The organism is Acinetobacter sp. YH12129 (assembly GCF_013418685.1).
GTDB lineage: Bacteria > Pseudomonadota > Gammaproteobacteria > Pseudomonadales > Moraxellaceae > Acinetobacter > Acinetobacter amyesii.
Map to the genome: position 1 here is coordinate 90,854 of NZ_VPBP01000005.1, position 20,091 is coordinate 110,944.

Here is a 20,091-nt window from a genome sequence, read left to right on the forward strand (position 1 = left end):
CTTAAACAGGTCAGATTAGATCAATAAAGTTCGGATATCTTTGAGCAGCTTCGTCAGTTTATTGGCAAAACGTGCAGCATCCGCACCATTAATTACACGGTGATCGTATGACAATGACAGCGGCAGCATCAAACGTGGATCAAAGCCTTCACCATTCCACACCGGCTGCATAGTTGCAGGTGAAATACCTAAAATCGCCACCTGTGGCCAATTAACCAGCGGTGTAAATGCCGTACCACCAATTGAACCCAGACTGGTAATGGTAAAGTTCGCACCTTGTAGATCTTTCGGCGACAGTTTTTTGTCACGTGCTTTTTGACTCAGTTCACCCAGCTCAATTGCAATCTGCTTAATCGATTTTTGATCTGGATTACGCAGTACAGGCACGGTCAAACCATCAGGCGTTGCCACGGCAATCCCCATGTGGATTTCATTGCGTAGCAATACTGACTTGCCATCATCAGACAAATGACCTGCAAATTCACGCTCTTCTTTCAACAAATAAGCCACTGCTTTGATGATGAAAGCCATAATGGTTAAGCCAATACCTTCTTTCTTAAAGTTAGCTTTTAAATCATTACGCCAAGCTTCAAGATCGGTAATATCCGCAGCATCGAATTGCGTCACTTGCGGGATAAAATTGTTTAAAGACAATTGCGGAATCGACACTTGTTGTAAACGTGTCAAAACTTTCTCTTCGACACCACCAAAAGCATCAAAGCTTGGTAATTTCGGCAAGCCTGAAACCTGTGCCACAGCTTGAGCTGCAGGTGCCGCTTGCGGAGTAGTCAAACGGGTTTTTACATAAGCGAATAAATCTTCTTTCATTAAACGCTCATGCGGGCCCGATGCTTTGACTTCTGCCAAAACCACACCCAATTCACGTGCAAGCTTACGAACGGCCGGTCCTGCATACACTTTGGTATTGGCAGCATTTTGCTCTTTGGTGAGTTTATCTGCGCCTTGTGGTTGCGGTGCTGCTGCTTCAACTTTGCTTTCAGCTTTTGGAGCAACTGTCGTAGGCTGTGCTACTGCTGGAGCAGGTTTCGTTGCTGGCGCGGGTGCCGCAACAGCTTGACCTTCGGCGTCAATCGTCACTAAAGCGACGCCTTCAGAGACACTTTGCCCTAACTGAACATGAATCGCGGTGATTTTACCAGCGGTAGAGCTTGGTACTTCTACCGTTGCTTTGTCTGATTCCACCACGATGATGCTTTGGTCTTTTTCAACCACATCACCCACAGCGACTAAAATTTCAGCCACTGCTGCTTTATCAACACCTAAATCAGGCACTGCAATTTCTACAGGTCCAGACGCTGTAGCCGTAGACGGCGCTGGTGTTGCTTCTGCAACAACAGGTGCAGCAACAGGCTGTGCAGTTTCTTGCACAGCAGCCGATTCAACCGCAGCAGATGAAGCCGCCGTTTTCACCGTTAAAATCACTACACCTTCTTTCACTACATCGCCAGCACTGATCGTGATCGATTCAACACGGCCTGATACAGTACTTGGGACTTCGACTGTCGCTTTGTCTGATTCCACCACGATAATGCTTTGATCAACATCAATCTCATCACCGACAGAGACCAAAATCTCACTCACCGTAGCTTTCTCTACGCCAATATCAGGGACTTGCACATCGATACTTTGCGACTGAGGAGCATTGGCTGCAACAGGTGCTGCTGCAGCTTGTTCTGCTTCCACAACCGGAGTTGGTTCTGCTGCATGGTCTTCAGTTGCATTTTGTACTGGCTCAGCTGTAGCAGCACTTTGACCTTCTGCTTCCAACTCGATCAGCACAGCACCTTCAGCAACACTGTCACCCAGATTAACTGCAATGCTTTTCACCACGCCTGCCAAAGTGCTTGGCACTTCAACAGAGGCTTTGTCAGACTCTAACAACACAATGCTGTCATCAACGCTAATGGTGTCGCCGACTTTCACTAAAATCTCAGCGACCGTTGCTTTATCTACACCAATATCAGGAGTCGTAATTTGCATGATTAGTTCTCCTCTTTGTAGTCAGCCACAGCATGCAGTTCCGGCGTTTCCTGCGGAGCCCATGCCACTGGACGGTCAGTATCTAGTTCAAAGCTTGAGATGGCATCTTTAACTAAACGTGCATCAACTTCGCCTTCATCCGCGAGTTTTTTCAATGTTGCTACCACAATATGTGCAGCATCGACACCAAAGTAGCTACGTAAGTTGCCACGTGTATCTGAACGACCATAACCATCTGTACCTAATGCAACAAATGGACGATTGTCTGGAAGATAGGCACGGATTTGTTCGCTATACGCACGCATGTGATCAGTTGCCGATACCACAATACCGTCTTTTTCACGAAGTAATTGAGAGACCCAAGCTTCTTTCGTATCTTCAGCCAACGGATGTAAGCGGTTGTATTCTTCACACGCCATACCATCACGAGCTAATTCGTTAAAGCTAGTGACGCTCCATACGTTTGAATGAATTTGATATTCATCACGAAGGATTTTCGCCGCTTTAATAACTTCGCGCAGAATCACACCTGAACCCATCAACTGAACCGTTGCCTTCTCATCTTCTTCGAAGAGATACATACCACGTTTAATGCCTTCTTCAGCACCTTCAGGAATAGCTGGATGTTCGTAGTTTTCATTCATTACTGTTAAGTAATAGAACACGCGCTCTTGGTTCACGTACATGCGTTTTAAACCATCATGTACGATCACTGCCAACTCATAACCAAAACATGGGTCATAAGAGATACAGTTTGGAATCGTATTTGCCAAGATGTGTGAATGACCATCTTGGTGCTGTAAACCTTCGCCGTTCAGTGTTGTACGACCCGCAGTTGCACCGAGCAAGAAACCTTGCGCCTGCGCATCACCTGCCGCCCATGCAATATCACCAATCCGTTGGAAACCAAACATCGAGTAGTACATATACATCGGAATCATTGGCAAGTTATTGGTTGAATAACTGGTTCCTAACGCAGCCCAAGCACTCATCGCACCTGCTTCGTTAATCCCTTCTTGTAACATGTGACCATCTTTGGCTTCACGATAGTGCATCAACTGCTCTTGGTCTTCAGGGGTATATTTTTGACCATGCGCTGCATAGATCCCCAACTGACGGAACATACCTTCCAAACCAAAAGTACGCGCTTCATCTGGTACGATTGGCACGACACGGTCTTTAATGGCTTTTTCTTTCAATAACGAAGAAATCAAACGCACCATCAACATAGTCGTCGATTGTTCTTTACCGCCACTGCCTTTCAGTACCGCATCAAACACAGACAACTCAGGAATCGCCAGCTGCTCACTTTCTTTACGACGTGCAGGTAAATAACCACCCAATGCCTCACGACGCGCCTTCATGTATTTCAATTCAGGCGAGTTTTCACTCGGACGATAGAATGGCACTTCTTCAAGCTGTTCATCGGTAAATGGCAAGTTGAAACGGTTACGTACATATTTCAACGACTCAAGCTGCATTTTCTTGATTTGATGCGTCTTGTTGACTGCTTCAATCTCTTCCGACAAACCATAACCTTTGACTGTTTTTGCCAAGATAACTGTTGGCTGACCTGTTTCCTTCATCGCTTCGGCATAAGCCGCATACACTTTGAATGGGTCATGACCACCACGGTTCAGGTTATCAATATCTTCATCGCTTAAGTTGCGAACCAACTCTTCAGCTTCAGGATATTTACCAAAGAAATGCGCACGCGTATACGCACCGCCTTTCACTTGATAGCGCTGGAAGTCACCATCAACCGCTTCTTCCATCACCGCTTTTAAGGCACCTGAATCATCTTTTGCCAGTAGCGGATCCCAATGACGACCCCATACCACCTTAATCACACGCCAGCCTGCACCACGGAACAATGATTCAAGTTCTTGAATAATTTTACCGTTACCACGAACTGGGCCATCTAGACGCTGTAAGTTACAGTTCACGACCCAAATCAGGTTGTCGAGCTTTTCACGGCCTGCAAGTGAAATGGCACCTGTACTTTCAGGCTCATCCATCTCACCATCACCGAGGTAAGCCCAAACTTTACGGTTTTCTTCTTTGATCAGGCCACGGTTCATCAAGTACTTTTGAATGTGTGCTTGATAGATCGACATGATCGGGCCTAGACCCATCGATACGGTTGGGAACTGCCAATAATCTGGCATCAAGTACGGATGTGGGTATGACGGTAAACCTTTACCGCCAACTTCACGACGGAAATTATTTAAATGTTCTTCAGTCAAACGACCTTCTAAGAACGAACGTGCATAGATACCTGGCGCACAGTGACCTTGATAATAGATCATGTCACCGCCAAAGCTGTCGCTATTGGCACGGAAGAAGTGGTTAAAACCCACGTCATATAAAGTGGCAGATGATGCAAAACTTGCCAAGTGACCACCTAAATCGTCACCTGTTTTATTGGCACGCAGTACCATCGCTAAGGCATTCCAGCGGATCAGCGCACGAATACGGCGCTCCATATCCGAATCACCCGGCATAGGCGGTTGTTCTTCAACTGAAATGGTATTTAAGTAAGGAGTATTTAGTCGCTGAATGGGAACGTGCTTAGCAATCGCTTGTTGATAGAGTTTTTCAAGCAAAAATGCAGCGCGGTCAGTTCCCATGTGCTGTAAAACTGAATCAAATGCGTCCTGCCATTCTTGGGTTTCTTGCGCATCTGTATCGCCATAAAACGCCATACTTCACCTATCCTATGTGCTAAATATATGGCTCTATTAGTACCATATTTTGGCTAGGCTGAGTTATCGCCACAGATGAATACGAAATAGCTCTATTATTTATTTACTAAATACTTATTGATTAACAATTACACAAATTTACATTTTTGGGTCAATTTTCGCCATATTTCATACAGACAATATTTTTTAGAATGATAATTTTATAGTTATTAGCGATAAATAAAAAAGCCATTGTCTGTAGAGGTTCAGACAATGGCTTCGTATACAGATGTTGTATGCGCTTATGGCAACATCGCTAAATACGTCGATGGGTTTTTGCGTTGACCATCTTTCACTACTTCGTAATGCAAATGTGGGCCAGTACAACGACCAGTACAACCAACGTTAGCAATATGCTCACCCGCAGCAACACGGTCGCCTACACGTGCAATTAAGCGTGATGCATGTGCATAACGTGTCAGGTAACCATTACCATGGTTAATTTCAACATATTGACCATAACCTGTGCCCCAACCTGACTTTGTTACAATGCCTGGACCCGTTGCATAAATAGGTGTGCCACTAGCCGCAGAAAGATCTAAACCTGAATGATTTTCTGCACGGCCACCCATGGTACGACCACCATAGTTTGAACTTACACGCTTCATGTCTGGAAGTGGGTGGGCAATTAACCATGAATATGGATTATTTGAACTTGCTGAATAGTTTTTAGAGGAATTGCTTGAACCGTATTTTTTTGCGATTGTCGCATTGTTGAGTTCAATTGATTTTTCACGAATTTGAACATTCAACTTTGTTTCTGCTGGAATATCAATATCATTGCTTTCAGAGTAAGCACCTTGAGACAAAGTGCGAGTTAACTGTTCAATACGATCTGATGATGAATCTGCTTGATTTAATTCAACTAAATCTGCAAAAGCGACTGAAGCGGCCGAAGCAGCCAATGAAAACGCCAATAAAATACGTCGTAAATGCATAAAAAACCTCTATAAACTGTTCTCTTTTGTTCCTTGTGTGATTTCGTCCTTGATATCAGCCAAAAGGAGCGCATAAGATTAAGACATAAACATGTAGGAAATATGTATGTCAGAACCTGTCAACGTCTTTCAACCAACAAGAAAACACATAAAAACAGGAAACTTTTCGTTTCTCTCAACGCAAGTTGCTGCATGGCAGAAGCTTACGAAAATTGTCCAACCGCTATTACCCCAACCGGATCAATGGCAAGTCGTTTGTTATATAAACGGTGTACTTATATTAACTGGAGAAAATCAGGCACTGATAAGTCAGTTGGCCTATTTACAAAAGCAATATATTGCACAGTTATCACAAATATACGAATTCAAGGATTTACACAAGATTCAAGTCCGTCTGAGAACTCCGTCTCCAACGCCCCATTCCCCTGAAAAAATTTCAAGAACCCTCAGTACAGAAACTCAGGATTTACTCCGTAATGCTGCTGACTTTGTGAGCGACCCTAAGCTTAGCCAAGCAATGCTGCGTTTGGCAAGCAATAAAAAGTAACCACCGAGTTGTAACAGATAAATTTGAATATTCAGAATGTGACAGACTTAACACTTAAAAATGATACAATATAACATCACTATTATAAGACAATGACTTATGTCACATTCACATAACTAATTGGGCAATCATTAATGTCATCAAATGTTACAATTTCATAGCTGTCTGGATCACTTTTGACATTGCGTAATAACTGATTATTTAATGCATGACCTGACTTATAGGCATCATATTTCGCAATAATTTGATGACCAAGCAAATATAAATCACCCACAGCATCTAATATTTTGTGACGAACAAACTCATCCGAGAAGCGTAAACCCTCTTCATTGACCACACCATTTTCATCTACGCCAATGGCATTTTCGAGACTCGCCCCCAAAGCCAAATTATTGGCTTTGAGATAATCCAAATCTTTCATAAAGCCAAAAGTCCGCGCTTCACTGACTTCATAGACAAATGTTTCGGTTGAAAAGTCGATGGTTGCCGATTGAAATTCTTTCTTAAATGCAGGATGGTCAAAATCAATCGTAAAATTTAATTGGAAACCGTCATGCGGTTGAAAGGCAGCACGTTTATCATCAATCAGTGCTTCGACAGGTTTAAGTATTTTTATGAATTTTTTAGGTGCATTTTGTTCTTGTAGTTCACCTTGCATAAGCAAATAAATGAACGGGCCGGCACTCCCATCCATAATGGGCACTTCAGACGCCGACACTTCCACGATCAGGTTATCAATCCCTAAACCAGCAATCGCACTCATAATGTGCTCAATTGTACCCACCTTGGCATTTTCTTGCACCAAGTTAGAACACATGAATGCTTCTTGAATCAGCATAGCATCGGCTGGAATATCAATCGGTGGATTTAAGTCGATACGACGAAACACAATCCCCCCATCGGCATGATGTGGCACAAAGTTAATCATCACTTTTTGCCCACTATGCAGTCCGATGCCACTCGCTTTCACGATGCGTTTCAGGGTACGTTGTTTCAACATGTGTCTTCTATCATCAGTTCACAAAACCGCTATACGTTAGCATATTTAGCCATTGATAAAAAACAAAAAGGTAGCTGATCAGCTACCTTTTGTAATCAACAGACATTTAAGTCATTGAATTTATGTCATTTACGTTGCTGATTTTTCAAATAGTCTTGAATACTCATTGGCGTAGGGCGTGAATTGGATGCTGACGCCGCTGCTGCAGCCGGAGCAGCTGCTTCATTGTGCTGACGTTGAATCGCTGGCACATCATCTTCATCTACAGGTACTTGTGCAGAAGCGACTGTACGCGTTGCTTGTGCGACAGGGCGTTTCACTGGCTCAGCAGAATCGGCAGAATTACGAGTTAAACCCGTTGCGATCACCGTTACGCTAATTTCATCACGTGCATCTGGATCAAATACCGTACCGTAGAACACTTGACCTTCATCAAGATCGACAATTTGGTTCACCACATCAGTGATTTCTTCAATTTCACCGAAGGTTACATCATCGCCACCAGTAACGTTAATCAAAATGCCTTTTGCATTCATGATGGTCACGTTATCTAACAATGGGCTGCGGATCGCTTGTTCAGCAGCTTGACGTGCACGGTTTTCACCACGACCAGAACCTGCACCCATCATGGCATAACCACGTGTACTCATCGCAGTTTTCAAATCGGCGAAGTCAAGGTTGATATGACCAGGACGCACGACAAGATCAAAGATACTACGTACAGCATTTAACAGTACGTCGTCTGCTTTTTTGTAAGCATCTTTCATCGAGATATCACGGAACACTTTTAGCAGGCGTTGGTTCGGAATAATAATTAGAGAATCAACATGTTGCTCAAGGGCTTCGATACCTTTCTCAGCAGATTGCTGACGACGTTTACCTTCAAAGTTAAACGGAGTCGTCACCACACCTACAGTTAAGATACCCATTTCTTTGGCAATTTCAGCAACAACCGGCGCAGCACCTGTACCAGTACCACCGCCCATACCTGCAGTCACGAACACCATGTCCGTACCTTCAAGGTGTTGGCGAATCAACTCACGGCTTTCTTCAGCAGCAGTTTGACCCACTTGTGGATTTGCACCTGCACCCAAACCACGCGTGCTTTGCTCGCCGAGTTGGATTTTAAATTGTGCATTCATGCGGTCGAGTGCTTGTTTGTCTGTATTGGCACAAACAAATTTTACACCCTCGATATCTGATTCCAACATGTGTTGCACAGCGTTACCGCCAGCACCACCCACACCGAATACTGTGAAACGGGCTTGACCGTTGCTGTCGCTTTGATCATCTTCTAAAAATTCAAATGAGGCCATGCCTAAAAAATTCCTAATCCATAATTGGCAGACACTTCAGCCCGTATACTGCCTTGATCTTAATAAAAATTGTTTTTTAGAATGCTGTCCAAGTTCCAGCTTGTCAAGTACAAGCAATAATCCGTACAACTTCCCAACAATATTCCCAAATATTTCAACTTAAAAGATCGACTTCAAGGTGTCATTGAAGCCCGACCATGCCCGTTTTACCCGATTCAATACTGAAAGTTTTTCCGTATCTTCTGGCTCAACGATCGTATCTTGTGTTTCGCTTTGACTGAAAATTAACAGACCTGCGGCAGTCGCGTATTGTGAACGACGTAAAGCAGCTTGCTGTTGATCATCGGCATACACTTGCATAGGTGGATTACCTAAATGTGCAGAGACACCTAAAATCCGACGTGCAAATGTCACCATCCCTTCAATTTGGCAGGCATCACCTGTGAGTACAACACCATGATATAAACCATGAATCGCACCATGATCGACCAATTCATTACGCACTTGATTAAAGATTTCTTCATAGCGCGCAATAATGATTTCGGTCAGTTCAATACGGCTAATGGTTTGTGGACCATCAATCCCTTGGAACTGAATCATACTTTCAGGTTTAACCACTTTCAGGTCAACACAACCATACAACAGCTTAATGCGTTCAGCTTCTTCTGTTGTGGTTTGCAATACAGCAGCAATATCACGTGTTACATGCTCACCGCCACGTTGCAAGGTATGTGTCATCGCCAAGCGACCATCTAAATACACCGCGATATTGGTCGTACCTGCACCAATATCGACCAAGCACACACCATATTCTTTTTCATCTTTAAGCAAACTGGCTTCAGCTGTTGCTAATGATGAAATGACCATGCGTTCAACACCAATATTGGCGCCTTTTAATGCACGATCCAAATTCTGCATGGTGCTGATGGGCAACATCATCAAATGATAATGCCCTGTCATACTCCGTGCTGACATGCGAATCGGGTTTAATACCCACTCAGGTTCATCATCTAGTTCAAAACCTAAAGGTACAGCACTCACCAAATAGTGGTCAGACGTTAAATGACTGGCTTTGGCCAGTTCTAATGCACGCACCACTTCATTGGTGGTAATCGCATGGTCATTATTTTCAATTGGAGTGCGACCAGAGGCATAAAAACTTTTTAGTTCAGCACTTGGAATGGAAATCCACGCAGAATGTACACGACATTCCGCCATATCTTCCGCTTCCTGCACTGCATTTTTAATTGCGGTAACAACTTTATCGAGACTGACAATTTTCCCTTTATTCATGCCGCGGTTACGAGCGGTCGCCATCCCTACCACTTGGATATTGTCTGGCGCGTGTACCTTACCAATCAAAACTGAAACTTTGTGTGTCCCAATGTCAATCGCAACAACCGAGGGAACAGCTTCATTCATTATTTACTACTACCATTCACATGTTTGTTTAATTTATGGCTTAAAGCCTCTACTTATAAAGCCGATCATTATGGCTTTACCGGCGCTGCATTCGCAATGCCTATGTCATCACTGGTTACAACAAACTGACCATTTACCGACTTTGCTGGCACAGAGTTTTTCCATTGAATCGCTAAACCATTTCGGTAGCGCAAATCGATGGCAGAAATTCGTGGCCATACAGGTTTTAAGTCACTGTGTGCGAGATAACTTAAACGCTGCAACTTACTCATGGTCTGATCTTGATCGACAATCACGCGTAAGCCTGAATCAAACTGCATAAACCAAGTCATTCGTTCGGTTAAATATAATTCTTTTAAACGAATGCCAACAGGTATAAATAATTGATTAATTTCATTATAGCGACGCATCATCATTTTGGACTGACTCGTCGGCCCATGCAATAACGGCAAATTCTGATGATTGGTCGGGGTTAATTCGGCAAATACATCACCACTGTCGCTTAACAGTCGCCCAGTTCCCCAACGTGCAATCGCTTGACGCGGCATCACCCGTACACGAATTGCATTTGGCCAAGCACGTGATACCACCACGCGATCGACCCATGAAATTTCTAAAGTACGGTCACGAATGACACGTAAATCAGAGGTAAAATAGTTTTCAGTCATCATCGGTGAAACGTATGACATGACTTGTTGTTTTTCTTGGGCGCTCCGCACACCCACCACATCAAGTTCAGCCACACGTGCATCCGTCATGACTTTATATAGCCCCCAAATTCCGGCAATCAAAACCACACATGCAATAAACAACAACAGCCATCCACCCACATTGGTAAGCTTTTCCTTACGTGTCGGTGGTTTGTCATGTATCGATGTCGTTGCTGCACGTTTACGGCGCATAGACGCAGGAAGTTGAGCCATAATTTAATGTGCCGCACCTGTTAAGGTTTGTTCCAAAATTGCAACACAAAGATCTTCAAAACTATAACCTACAGCATTAGCAGCTTTTGGCACTAGAGAATGACTGGTCATACCCGGAACAGTATTTACCTCAAGTAACCAGAAGTTTCCTTCTGCATCCTGCATCGCGTCAATACGGCCCCAACCACTCGCACCTACCGCTTGGAAAGCGCGTAAAGATAAAGCTTGTAGACGCTTTTCTTCATCTTCAGTCAAGCCACATGGAATACCATATTGCACATCGTTACGGTTATATTTCGCTTCGTAATCGTAAAAAGCCACATCTGCAGGCGGTTCTAAACGAATCACCGGTAATGCCTGACCATTTAAAATCACAATGGTAAATTCACGTCCGGTAATCCATTTTTCAGCCATCACGACGGCATCATGCTGGGTCGCTTTGGCAATTGCGGTTGCAAAGTCTTCAATTTTTTCAACTTTGCTCATACCAATGCTTGAGCCTTCATGCACTGGCTTGATAATAAATGGCAAACCAATTGAATCTACAATTTCTTGTAAATCTGAATCTTTGCTGACAATACGATAAGGTGCTGTCGGTAGTTCTGAACCTTGCCAAACTTGTTTAGTTTTGACTTTATCCATACCAATCGCTGAGCCTTGAACGCCCGTTCCAGTGTACGGAATGTTTAACCATTCCAAAGTACCCTGAATTTGACCATCTTCACCACCACGGCCATGAAGTACGATAAATGCACGGTCATAAGCCACCAACTCAGTCACACTGCGTTGCTGCGGATCAAATGCTTCGGCATTTACACCCGAACGCACCAATGCTTCAAGTACAGCTTTACCACTATCGAGAGAAACCTCACGTTCGGCAGATTTCCCACCTAATAACACGGCAACTTTGCCGAATTTTGAAGCATTTGACACGTTTATATCCTTAAACTTTTATCTACAGTCTAAACAAACTTTGGATCACCAAGCGGTGATCATTTTACATAGAGATTGTTTTGAGCAAGTTCGATTGAGATTGCTCCAACATTACCTGCGCCCTGTGTTAATAACAAGTCATTTGCTTGTAACACTTTTTTCATTACTGCTTGTAAGTTGCCTTCTACTGGATCGATGAGAATCGGCTCAACTTCACCACGGAGACGAATGCTTCGAGCCAACGCACGACTATCCGCACCCACAATTGGTTTTTCACCTGCAGGATAAACTTCTAATAACAACAGTTGATCGACTTGAGACAAGACATCGACGAAGTCATCAAAACAGTCACGCGTACGACTAAAACGGTGTGGCTGGAACATCATCACCAAACGGCGATCAGGATGACTTGCACGTGCCGCTTTAATGGTCGCTTCCACTTCTTTTGGATGGTGACCATAGTCATCCACCAATTTTACCAAGCCATCTTCAACTTCAAATTCGCCTTGTACTTGGAAACGACGACCTACGCCACTGAAGCTTTCTAAGGCACGTGCAATCGCAGCATCAGAAACGCCTTCATCCGTTGCAATACCAATCGCTGCCAAGGCATTTAAGATATTATGAAGACCCGGCAAGTTAATGGTTAAACGTAACGGCTCACGGTCTTTACGCAAAACTGTAAAGTGTGATTGCATGCCTTCTTGAGCCACATCAACGGCACGAATGTCATTGTCTTCATTGAAACCATAAGTCACGACAGGACGACCAATACGCGGCATAATTTCACGGATGTTGGCATCATCACCACACATCACAGCTAAACCGTAAAATGGAAGGCGCTGTAAGAATTGTACGAAGGTATCTTTCAATACATCGAAACTACCGCCATAGGTATCCATATGGTCAGCGTCGATATTAGTGACAATCGTTGCCATCGGCTGTAAATGCAGGAATGACGCATCTGATTCGTCTGCTTCAGCCACGATATAACGGCTTGCACCCAATGCAGCATTCACACCAGTACGATTTAATAAACCACCAATGACATAAGTTGGGTCCAGATTTTCTTCTGCCAACATGCAGGTCACCAGACTGGTTGTCGTGGTTTTACCATGCGTCCCCGCAACGGCAATACCATGACGGTAACGCATTAATTCACCCAACATTTCTGCACGACGCACGACAGGTGTACGGGTTTCAATCGCCGCTTTCACTTCTGGGTTTTCAGAATCAATAGCTGTTGATACAACGATTACATTGGCGCCTTGAATATTTTCAGCAGCATGACCGATGAAAACTTGAATGCCGTTTTCTTCAAGCTGAGCCGTGGTTTTCGACGCTTTAATATCTGAACCTGAAACTTTATAGCCTTGGTTTTTCAATACTTCGGCAATACCGCACATGCCCGCACCACCAATCCCAATAAAATGGATGTGTTTAATACGGCGCATTTCTGGCACTTTAATGAGCTTTTTCGCTTGATCGGCAGGCGTTGATGGAGACATAGATTACTCGAATTTTACAAATCTTGAATTAAACCAACCACGTGCTGTGTCGCATCGGGTTGTGCCTGTTGTCGAGCCTTAACCGCCATTTCCATAAGTCGTTGGCGATTCATCAGCGGCTTCAACAACGCTGTTAAACTTTCTGCGGTCATGTCCGCTTGTGGGCAAATTTTTGCGGCATTGATATTGGCCAAGAACCCTGCATTTGCAGTTTGATGGTCATCCACTGCACTTGGCAGAGGAACAAACACGGCTGCTACACCTGCTGTCGCAATTTCAGTGACGGTTAGCGCACCAGCACGGCAGATAATCAAATCCGCTGCAGAATAGGCTGCTGCCATATCTTCAATAAACGGCTGAACTTCAACTTGCATATGTTCAGGTGCATTTGCATAACGAGCCAATGTGCTTTCAGCGTTATTTTGACCACACTGGTGATATACACTGAGTGGCTGTTCTAATTGCTGCAAGGCTGCCGGCACACATTCATTTAAGGCACGTGCGCCCAGTGAGCCACCCACAATTAAAACCCGTAATGGCAACCCAGCTTTTTCACGCTCTTGGTAACGCCATGACGGATTTAAAATTTCTGTAATTTCTTTACGTACAGGATTCCCTGTGGTTACGATTTTATCTTGTGCTGGAAAGGTATTTGGAAATGCCTGACAAACAATTTTGGCCACACGTGACAACTGCGTATTGGTAAACCCAGCCACAGCATTTTGTTCATGGATAATGACTGGTATGCCCAATGCACGAGCTGCCAAGCCACCTGGCCCAGCCACGTAACCCCCAAAGCCTGCAACTGCATCAACTTTGAGTTGTTTCATATAACGCATGGCACTCAAAGTAGCTTTGAGAATTTTAAACGGTGCCATCAGCTTACGCACGACTCCATTGCCGCGTACGCCTTGGATATCAATTTGATAAATTGGAATATTATGATTTTTAAGCAGGCGATTTTCCATGCCTGTTGGCGTTGCGAGCCAAGAAACTTCACAGCCTTGTTGTTGCAACTCTTTGGCAACAGCGAGCGCTGGAAAGACGTGACCACCGGTTCCGGCAGCCATCATCATGACATGTTTCGGCTTTACTTGCGTTACTTCGGTCACTGTCTAATTCTTCAATTCTAAAAAGAGGCTAATGATATTCGATTTTAAGCAAACAATTGTAATCACAAAAGCATGACCGTGAAAGGTAATTTACTTTTTTTCAACAGGCGTATGATTGTTTTTTTCTACTATTTTAAAAGTTTAAACTAGTTTTATTATTAATCTATGAGAATTGAAAAAAAATCAGACAATTTTTCACTTTAATTGCATTCACTTACATTTTTTTGCTTTTTAAGCTCCCCTCCCCTGAGGGCAGGACAAAAAAAGAGCCCGTGGAGGACTCTTTTAAATCTAGTGCAAAATTAAGCTTTTAAACCTGCCTCAAGGACATCAAATAAATCATCGGCAATCGAGGTTCCAAATTGCGCATCAATTTCACGTACGCAGGTTGGACTGGTGACATTAATTTCAGTCACGTAATTACCAATCACATCCAGACCAACAAACACTAACCCTTTTTCACGAAGGAATGGCCCAACTTTGGCTGCAATAGCTTTATCATTTTCGGTCAATGGACGCGCCTCGCCCAAACCACCTGCCGCCAAGTTGCCACGCACTTCGCCATTTTGCGGAATACGCGCCAAACAATACGGTACGGGTTCGCCACTGATCATCAAGATGCGCTTGTCGCCATCCACAATTTCGGGGATATAACGCTGCGCCATAATCGGCTGTGTGCCGTTATTGGTCAGGATTTCAATAGTTGAACCGATATTAACGCCATCTTGGTATAAACGGAAAATGCCCATGCCGCCCATGCCGTCTAATGGTTTCACGATCACATCGCCATGTTCTTGTAAAAATTCACGAATCAGACTTTGCTGTGAAGTCACCAAGGTTGGTACTTGAAGTTCAGGGAATTGTGTCGCAAACAATTTTTCATTGCAGTCACGTAGGCTTTGTGGCTTGTTAATAATCCATGCGCCTTCGCGTTCAGCCTGTTCCAAAATATAGGTGGTGTAGACAAAGTTCATGTCAAACGGCGGATCTTTACGCATCAAAACCACGTCATAAGCAGCAATTGATTCTTTTTGTTTTTCGCCGAGTTCGTAATAGTGGTTGTAGTCTTCAAAAACTTTTAGCGGAGAAATCAAACCAAAGGCTTTGCCTTGATCGATATATAAATCTTGCTGTAATGCATAGCCTAGCTCATGTCCACGACGTGCTGCTGCCCATAGCATCGCCATTGAGGTATCTTTTTTTAGGTTTACATTTTCGATGGGATCCATCACAACAAGTACACGCATTATTCAGTGCTCTGTTCATTATCAATTTATGAACGAGTATAGCCGAGATTTTTCTTTTGTTTATTCTGATTTTGCATGTGTATGTATGGATTCGTGTGATGCAGGCGATAATTCAAAACATTTCTATCATCGGCTTTATCTCAATAATGGAAATAAGCTTTAATAATATCATTTGATAGGTCTGCATAAATAAATACCAAAGCATTGCTACCTGTTTAATTACTTCCAAATATACTTAGCCCTATTTTTGGTTAAAAAACACGTGCTTTTTATTTTTTTTAGCTATTGTGTTAATTATTGTAAATAAAAAATAGAATTAATTAATGATCAACATTGAGCAGATGGCTATCATTCTTGATGCTTTGCCAGACCCTGCTTTTGTCATATCGCGTAGTGGAAAATACGTTGCGGTTTTTGGTGGGCGCGATAATCGCTATTACCACGATGGTTCCGGTCTTGTTGGTACCTATATTTCAGATGTGATCAAGCCAGATAAAGCCAACTTTTTTATGCAACTGATCGACCAAGCTCTAGCATCAGGAAATCTACTCATCGAAGAGTATGAGCTGAGCAATAGGGATGTAAAAGGTCTGCCCGATTATGGTCCTGAAGAGCCCATTTGGTTTGAGGTGCGCATCCAAGCTCTCAGTTTTTCGGTAGATGAAGAAGACGTTGTACTTTGGGTCGCAAGTAATATTTCAGCGCGTCACAACCTGGAAATCAAGCTGAAAGAACTCAGCCATACCGATCAGTTAACTGGTCTTTTCAACCGAAGAAAATTAGAGCATGATTTAGCATTACATTATGAGTCATACCTACGGCATTCCATACAGACCTCGATCTTGATGTTCGATCTTGATAACCTCAAAAAATCAACGACAGCAAAGGTCATCATGTCGGTGATGAGGCAATCCGAGCAGTCGCAGATATTCTTCGTTTAACGCTGCACAAAACTGATTGCGCCTGCCGCTTAGGTGGAGATGAGTTTGTGGTCGCCTTGCCCAACACGGGCTGCGATCAGGCCATTCAGTTTGCCAAACGGATTCATGAACATTCCAGAAAAGAATTAAGTCGGTTTTCAATAGATAACGCGCATGTCACCGTGAGCATAGGAGTGACAACCATCATGCCTGAAGATTGCACCTACGAAGATACAATTCAACGTGCTGATCTAGCGCTGTATAAAGCCAAACATGGCGGGAAAAATAGAATTGTCACGGCCTAAGCGTGCGGCAGAAATAAACCAAATTTCACAGTTTATTTAGCAATTTGATATTCAAACCGTTGTAATTGTTCAAGATGAACTCTATTCCCTTTTCAACATAAGTTCAATTTAGACAGGTGTTTGATATGCAGCAAGCCATTGTTGATTTTGCCTTGGATGATGAAAATCATTGGTATGCTATTTTAGCCTGCGGCCACACGCAGCATGTGCGGCATGATCCGCCTTGGCAAAACCGTTCTTGGGTTATCACTGAGCAAGGACGAAATGAAAAGTTAGGGATAATGTTGGAATGTAAGAAGTGTGATGAAGAGATGTTATTCCCAAGTAGAAATGTCCTACCTTAAAACCAAATAGAAATGTCCTATACAGGCATTTCCAAGTCAAGCACAGGATTCAATTGCGTTGTTGAATTGCTGTTTTCTGTGCACGTCTACGTGGCATGGATTGAGAACGACTCCGTTTGTTTTGCTGTTCTAATTCTTCATGCTGTTGTTGAATATGCGCTAGTACAGAACCCAAACGTTTATTCTCAACAATCTCTCGCTGATTCAGCTGACTTAATTTATCGAATAGGCTGTAATTGATCTTTCGGCCATCATGCATGAGGGCTACAGTACCATCCGGGTATTCCAGGAACTCAAGATACTTACCGATCAACCTTTGATTTTCTTCTGTTTTTTTCAGGATATATACGCATTTATCATATGTAATCGTCAGGCTGTTTGTAACTTTGCGAGGTTCACGCCAAGTAAAAATATCATCTAATTCTTCGGCTGTTTCAGTGATAGGCCGATGTAGATTCTTAGGATTAAAAGCCATCTTGGCGAACTTCTGATTGAACTGCTCAATGAAGCAGGGCAACCATGCATTGGCTTGCTCAATCGAACTAATGCCTTCCAGACGCATTTCTTTAATCAGACGGTCTTGAAGCGTTCTATTCGCCCGTTCTACACGGCCTTTAGCTTGTGGTGAGTTGGCGAAGATGATATCGATATTGAGGGTACTGAGCACACGTCCAAATTGCGTGATCTTGGTGTCTTTCTTGCTACTTTGATTCACCCTAAAAACTGAATGTTTGTCACTGTAAAATGCCAATGGCTTACCATGCTGTTCGATATATAAACGTGTCGAAATCATATAGTCAAAGGCTGACTCTGACGCACAGAAGCGTAAATGCTGCAAGTTTCCTGTGGCATCATCGATGAATACTAGCAGACAGCATTTAGGTGCTCGACCTTCAAACCAATCATGGTGTGAGCCATCAATTTGGATCAATTCACCATAACAATCTCGGTTATAACGAGGCTGATATGGTCGTTTCAGGCGCTTGCAGCGAGGGATCCATAAATCGGCTGCAATCATCCAAGAACGTAGTGTTTCCACTGAAATATCAAATCCATGAACAGTGGTGAGCTTTTCATGCGCTAAAGTGGGTCCGAAACCATAAAGTTGATCTGAAACAATATTGAGACACTTAAGTCTGAGTTCTTCAGGAAGTTTAGAATTGCTGATTTGGCCACGAGCGGCATGGGCTAATGCAGCGGGACCTTGAGCTTTGTATTTCTGCAGTAAGCGTCTGATCTGACGTTCTGAGATATGAAGTAGCTGAGCAGCCTGAGGTTGAGTTATGCGTTGATCGCAGATTTCTTGCAAGACCGACAATCGTTTAAGTTCTTTATCCGACATAGACACCAACATATCAAACCGTCCGCTTCGATAATCGCAAAAGCGCATATTCTAAAAGCGGACATTTTTACTTTGGAGAAACCGGACATTTCTACTTTGGGCTTACAAGAGAGTTTCGTATAAGAGATTTTATGTTAAACGAGTGATGAAAAGGCTCATGAATTGTGCCTTTCATATAACATCTATTATTTAATTTTAAATTATGAATGTTGAATATCGAATACCGTACCTAATCGAGCTGATATTTTTTCAATAGTAGACTCCAATACTTCAGAGGTTAGATCTAATTTAATTTCTTCTGGATAAAGATTTAATAATTCCTTAATAGAGGGTCGCTGATTTAAAGGTAGACAATCAATTAAGGCCATCAAAAATTTAGGATCAAAAGATCTTATTGATTTAGCCTTTAGAACTAAACGAGGCATTCTATATATTTATTCTAATAATGTACTTAATGTAAATTATATCAATTAATTAAATATACTATAAATGACTTTTTGTATCAAAAAATTGAATATTTATTTACCTTTTGGTTGTAATTTCTATTACCTAAAAATCAAAATTGAAGCTAATCACGTAAGATAATTTCGGTTATGAGAAATGAGAGCTACCTTTTCTCGTTTTTTTATTCTAAAACTGCTAAAATTCTTATACGCCATTGACGTACTTGAGCTCATGTTATTCATTGAAACCAGTGTTTTTACCAAGCAAATTAAAGAGCTTGTAAGTGATGAAGAGTATCGTCAGCTCCAGCAAGATCTTTTGGTACAACCTGATAAAGGTGACTTAATCAAGAATGGTGGTGGAATTCGTAAAGTACGCTGTACTCAAGGCAATAAAGGTAAAAGCGGCGGCATCCGGGTGATCTATTATTGGGTCACAGAAGATGATCAGATATTTTTCCTGGTGGCTTATCCAAAGTCTGTGAAAGATAATCTGACAGACAAAGAAACATCGATCCTGCGTCAATTAGTAAAGGAGCAATTTCATGGATAACAACTTATTTGATGACCTGGTTGCTTCAATCAAAGAAGCTGGTGCCATCAAACGTAATGAGATAAAGGCCAGTCGAGTCACAGAGCTTGAATTGCCAGATATTAAAGAAGTACGTGAGAAAACTGGATTAACGCAAGCAGAGTTTGCTGCACGTTTGCATATTAGCGCGAGAACGCTACAGAACTGGGAACAAGGCCGACGCTATCCGACTGGTCCTGCAGCGACTTTAATTCGCATTCTGGATGCCCATCCAACTTTGATCTAAATATTTTAGATAATAAAAAACCCCGGCATCCTGCCGGGGTTTTTCGTATGGGTTCGCTCGGTATAACTCCTGTCGTACCTTACAGTCCTTGTGCTTATCTATTGTTATTCTTGTATGGAACTTCCTGTTCCCGATGAGTTCATCATAGGAAAATTCACCTATCCTGGATAGCCGCAAAGGGCCGAGTTTTATGTGAGCCAAAGCGTACAAAATAGCCTAAATTTTATC

Annotated in this window: 15 protein-coding genes and 2 pseudogenes; 5 read left to right on the forward strand and 12 right to left on the reverse strand. The window is 42.9% G+C overall.

What is annotated here, in order from left to right; all coding sequences use genetic code 11:
* Positions 1–15: 15 nt before the first annotated feature.
* From FTU65_RS04915 to FTU65_RS04925, 3 genes are all read right to left on the reverse strand, one after another.
* Complete coding sequence (locus FTU65_RS04915) at positions 16–2,001, reverse strand: 2-oxo acid dehydrogenase subunit E2 (protein WP_180066474.1); 1,986 nt, start codon at positions 1,999–2,001, stop codon at positions 16–18.
* Positions 2,002–2,003: 2 nt separating this feature from the next.
* On the reverse strand, positions 2,004–4,706 hold the full coding sequence (gene aceE / locus FTU65_RS04920; protein ID WP_180041745.1) for a pyruvate dehydrogenase (acetyl-transferring), homodimeric type: 2,703 nt from the start codon (positions 4,704–4,706) through the stop codon (positions 2,004–2,006).
* Between the two features lie 281 nt (positions 4,707–4,987).
* Positions 4,988–5,683, reverse strand: coding sequence for a M23 family metallopeptidase (locus FTU65_RS04925; protein WP_180008772.1), 696 nt, complete (start codon positions 5,681–5,683; stop codon positions 4,988–4,990).
* A gap of 106 nt (positions 5,684–5,789) precedes the next feature.
* On the opposite strand from FTU65_RS04925, the gene FTU65_RS04930 reads away from it, so the two are divergent.
* Positions 5,790–6,230, forward strand: a complete 441-nt coding sequence (locus tag FTU65_RS04930) for a DciA family protein (RefSeq protein WP_111884464.1) — start codon at positions 5,790–5,792, stop codon at positions 6,228–6,230.
* Between the two features lie 97 nt (positions 6,231–6,327).
* Here FTU65_RS04930 and lpxC read toward each other — a convergent pair whose 3' ends face one another.
* The 8 genes from lpxC to gshB all read right to left on the reverse strand — a co-directional run bounded on the left by lpxC (position 6,328) and on the right by gshB (position 15,691).
* Complete coding sequence (gene lpxC, locus FTU65_RS04935; protein WP_168379401.1) at positions 6,328–7,230, reverse strand: UDP-3-O-acyl-N-acetylglucosamine deacetylase; 903 nt, start codon at positions 7,228–7,230, stop codon at positions 6,328–6,330.
* Positions 7,231–7,355: 125 nt separating this feature from the next.
* Complete coding sequence (ftsZ, locus tag FTU65_RS04940; RefSeq protein WP_078193216.1) at positions 7,356–8,546, reverse strand: cell division protein FtsZ; 1,191 nt, start codon at positions 8,544–8,546, stop codon at positions 7,356–7,358.
* A gap of 159 nt (positions 8,547–8,705) precedes the next feature.
* Positions 8,706–9,968 (reverse strand): cell division protein FtsA, encoded by a 1,263-nt coding sequence (gene ftsA / locus FTU65_RS04945; RefSeq protein ID WP_078190573.1) that lies wholly within the window; start codon positions 9,966–9,968, stop codon positions 8,706–8,708.
* 68 nt (positions 9,969–10,036) lie between these two features.
* Positions 10,037–10,891: a cell division protein FtsQ/DivIB gene (locus FTU65_RS04950; protein ID WP_180008770.1), complete on the reverse strand. Its 855-nt coding sequence runs from the start codon at positions 10,889–10,891 to the stop codon at positions 10,037–10,039.
* Positions 10,892–10,894: 3 nt separating this feature from the next.
* Complete coding sequence (locus tag FTU65_RS04955) at positions 10,895–11,824, reverse strand: D-alanine--D-alanine ligase (protein WP_180008768.1); 930 nt, start codon at positions 11,822–11,824, stop codon at positions 10,895–10,897.
* Between the two features lie 59 nt (positions 11,825–11,883).
* A complete protein-coding gene (murC, locus tag FTU65_RS04960) occupies positions 11,884–13,332 on the reverse strand; it encodes a UDP-N-acetylmuramate--L-alanine ligase (protein WP_078190576.1) in 1,449 nt (482 codons plus the stop codon).
* A 14-nt stretch (positions 13,333–13,346) separates the two neighbouring features.
* Positions 13,347–14,444 carry an undecaprenyldiphospho-muramoylpentapeptide beta-N-acetylglucosaminyltransferase gene (gene murG / locus FTU65_RS04965; protein WP_168379398.1) on the reverse strand — a complete coding sequence of 366 codons (1,098 nt, stop codon included), beginning with the start codon at positions 14,442–14,444 and terminating at the stop codon, positions 13,347–13,349.
* 302 nt (positions 14,445–14,746) lie between these two features.
* On the reverse strand, positions 14,747–15,691 hold the full coding sequence (gene gshB, locus FTU65_RS04970) for a glutathione synthase (protein WP_180008764.1): 945 nt from the start codon (positions 15,689–15,691) through the stop codon (positions 14,747–14,749).
* Between the two features lie 509 nt (positions 15,692–16,200).
* Between gshB and FTU65_RS04975 the strand changes: the two are divergent.
* Both FTU65_RS04975 and FTU65_RS04980 read left to right on the forward strand, forming a co-directional pair.
* Positions 16,201–16,916: pseudogene (locus tag FTU65_RS04975) on the forward strand (GGDEF domain-containing protein).
* 125 nt (positions 16,917–17,041) lie between these two features.
* Positions 17,042–17,260, forward strand: coding sequence for a DUF3565 domain-containing protein (locus tag FTU65_RS04980; protein ID WP_180066476.1), 219 nt, complete (start codon positions 17,042–17,044; stop codon positions 17,258–17,260).
* Between the two features lie 17 nt (positions 17,261–17,277).
* On the opposite strand, the pseudogene FTU65_RS04985 reads toward FTU65_RS04980, so the two are convergent.
* A pseudogene (locus FTU65_RS04985) lies at positions 17,278–18,602 on the reverse strand (ISNCY family transposase).
* 675 nt (positions 18,603–19,277) lie between these two features.
* Here FTU65_RS04985 and FTU65_RS04995 point away from each other — a divergent pair.
* Positions 19,278–19,598 carry a type II toxin-antitoxin system RelE/ParE family toxin gene (locus FTU65_RS04995; protein ID WP_067765721.1) on the forward strand — a complete coding sequence of 107 codons (321 nt, stop codon included), beginning with the start codon at positions 19,278–19,280 and terminating at the stop codon, positions 19,596–19,598.
* Positions 19,591–19,863, forward strand: coding sequence for a NadS family protein (gene nadS, locus FTU65_RS05000; protein ID WP_004641921.1), 273 nt, complete (start codon positions 19,591–19,593; stop codon positions 19,861–19,863). The genes FTU65_RS04995 and nadS overlap by 8 nt, the downstream gene beginning before the upstream one ends.
* The last annotated feature ends 228 nt before the right edge of the window (positions 19,864–20,091 follow it).

What these genes read in the sequence shown, in the direction of transcription:
- FTU65_RS04915 (WP_180066474.1), bottom strand. Translation starts at nt 2,001, where the DNA reads ATGCAAATTACGACTCCTGATATTGGTGTAGATAAAGCAACGGTCGCT.
- aceE (WP_180041745.1), bottom strand. Translation starts at nt 4,706, where the DNA reads ATGGCGTTTTATGGCGATACAGATGCGCAAGAAACCCAAGAATGGCAG.
- FTU65_RS04925 (WP_180008772.1), bottom strand. Translation starts at nt 5,683, where the DNA reads ATGCATTTACGACGTATTTTATTGGCGTTTTCATTGGCTGCTTCGGCC.
- FTU65_RS04930 (WP_111884464.1), top strand. Translation starts at nt 5,790, where the DNA reads ATGTCAGAACCTGTCAACGTCTTTCAACCAACAAGAAAACACATAAAA.
- lpxC (WP_168379401.1), bottom strand. Translation starts at nt 7,230, where the DNA reads ATGTTGAAACAACGTACCCTGAAACGCATCGTGAAAGCGAGTGGCATC.
- ftsZ (WP_078193216.1), bottom strand. Translation starts at nt 8,546, where the DNA reads ATGGCCTCATTTGAATTTTTAGAAGATGATCAAAGCGACAGCAACGGT.
- ftsA (WP_078190573.1), bottom strand. Translation starts at nt 9,968, where the DNA reads ATGAATGAAGCTGTTCCCTCGGTTGTTGCGATTGACATTGGGACACAC.
- FTU65_RS04950 (WP_180008770.1), bottom strand. Translation starts at nt 10,891, where the DNA reads ATGGCTCAACTTCCTGCGTCTATGCGCCGTAAACGTGCAGCAACGACA.
- murC (WP_078190576.1), bottom strand. Translation starts at nt 13,332, where the DNA reads ATGTCTCCATCAACGCCTGCCGATCAAGCGAAAAAGCTCATTAAAGTG.
- gshB (WP_180008764.1), bottom strand. Translation starts at nt 15,691, where the DNA reads ATGCGTGTACTTGTTGTGATGGATCCCATCGAAAATGTAAACCTAAAA.
- FTU65_RS04980 (WP_180066476.1), top strand. Translation starts at nt 17,042, where the DNA reads ATGCAGCAAGCCATTGTTGATTTTGCCTTGGATGATGAAAATCATTGG.
- FTU65_RS04995 (WP_067765721.1), top strand. Translation starts at nt 19,278, where the DNA reads ATGTTATTCATTGAAACCAGTGTTTTTACCAAGCAAATTAAAGAGCTT.
- nadS (WP_004641921.1), top strand. Translation starts at nt 19,591, where the DNA reads ATGGATAACAACTTATTTGATGACCTGGTTGCTTCAATCAAAGAAGCT.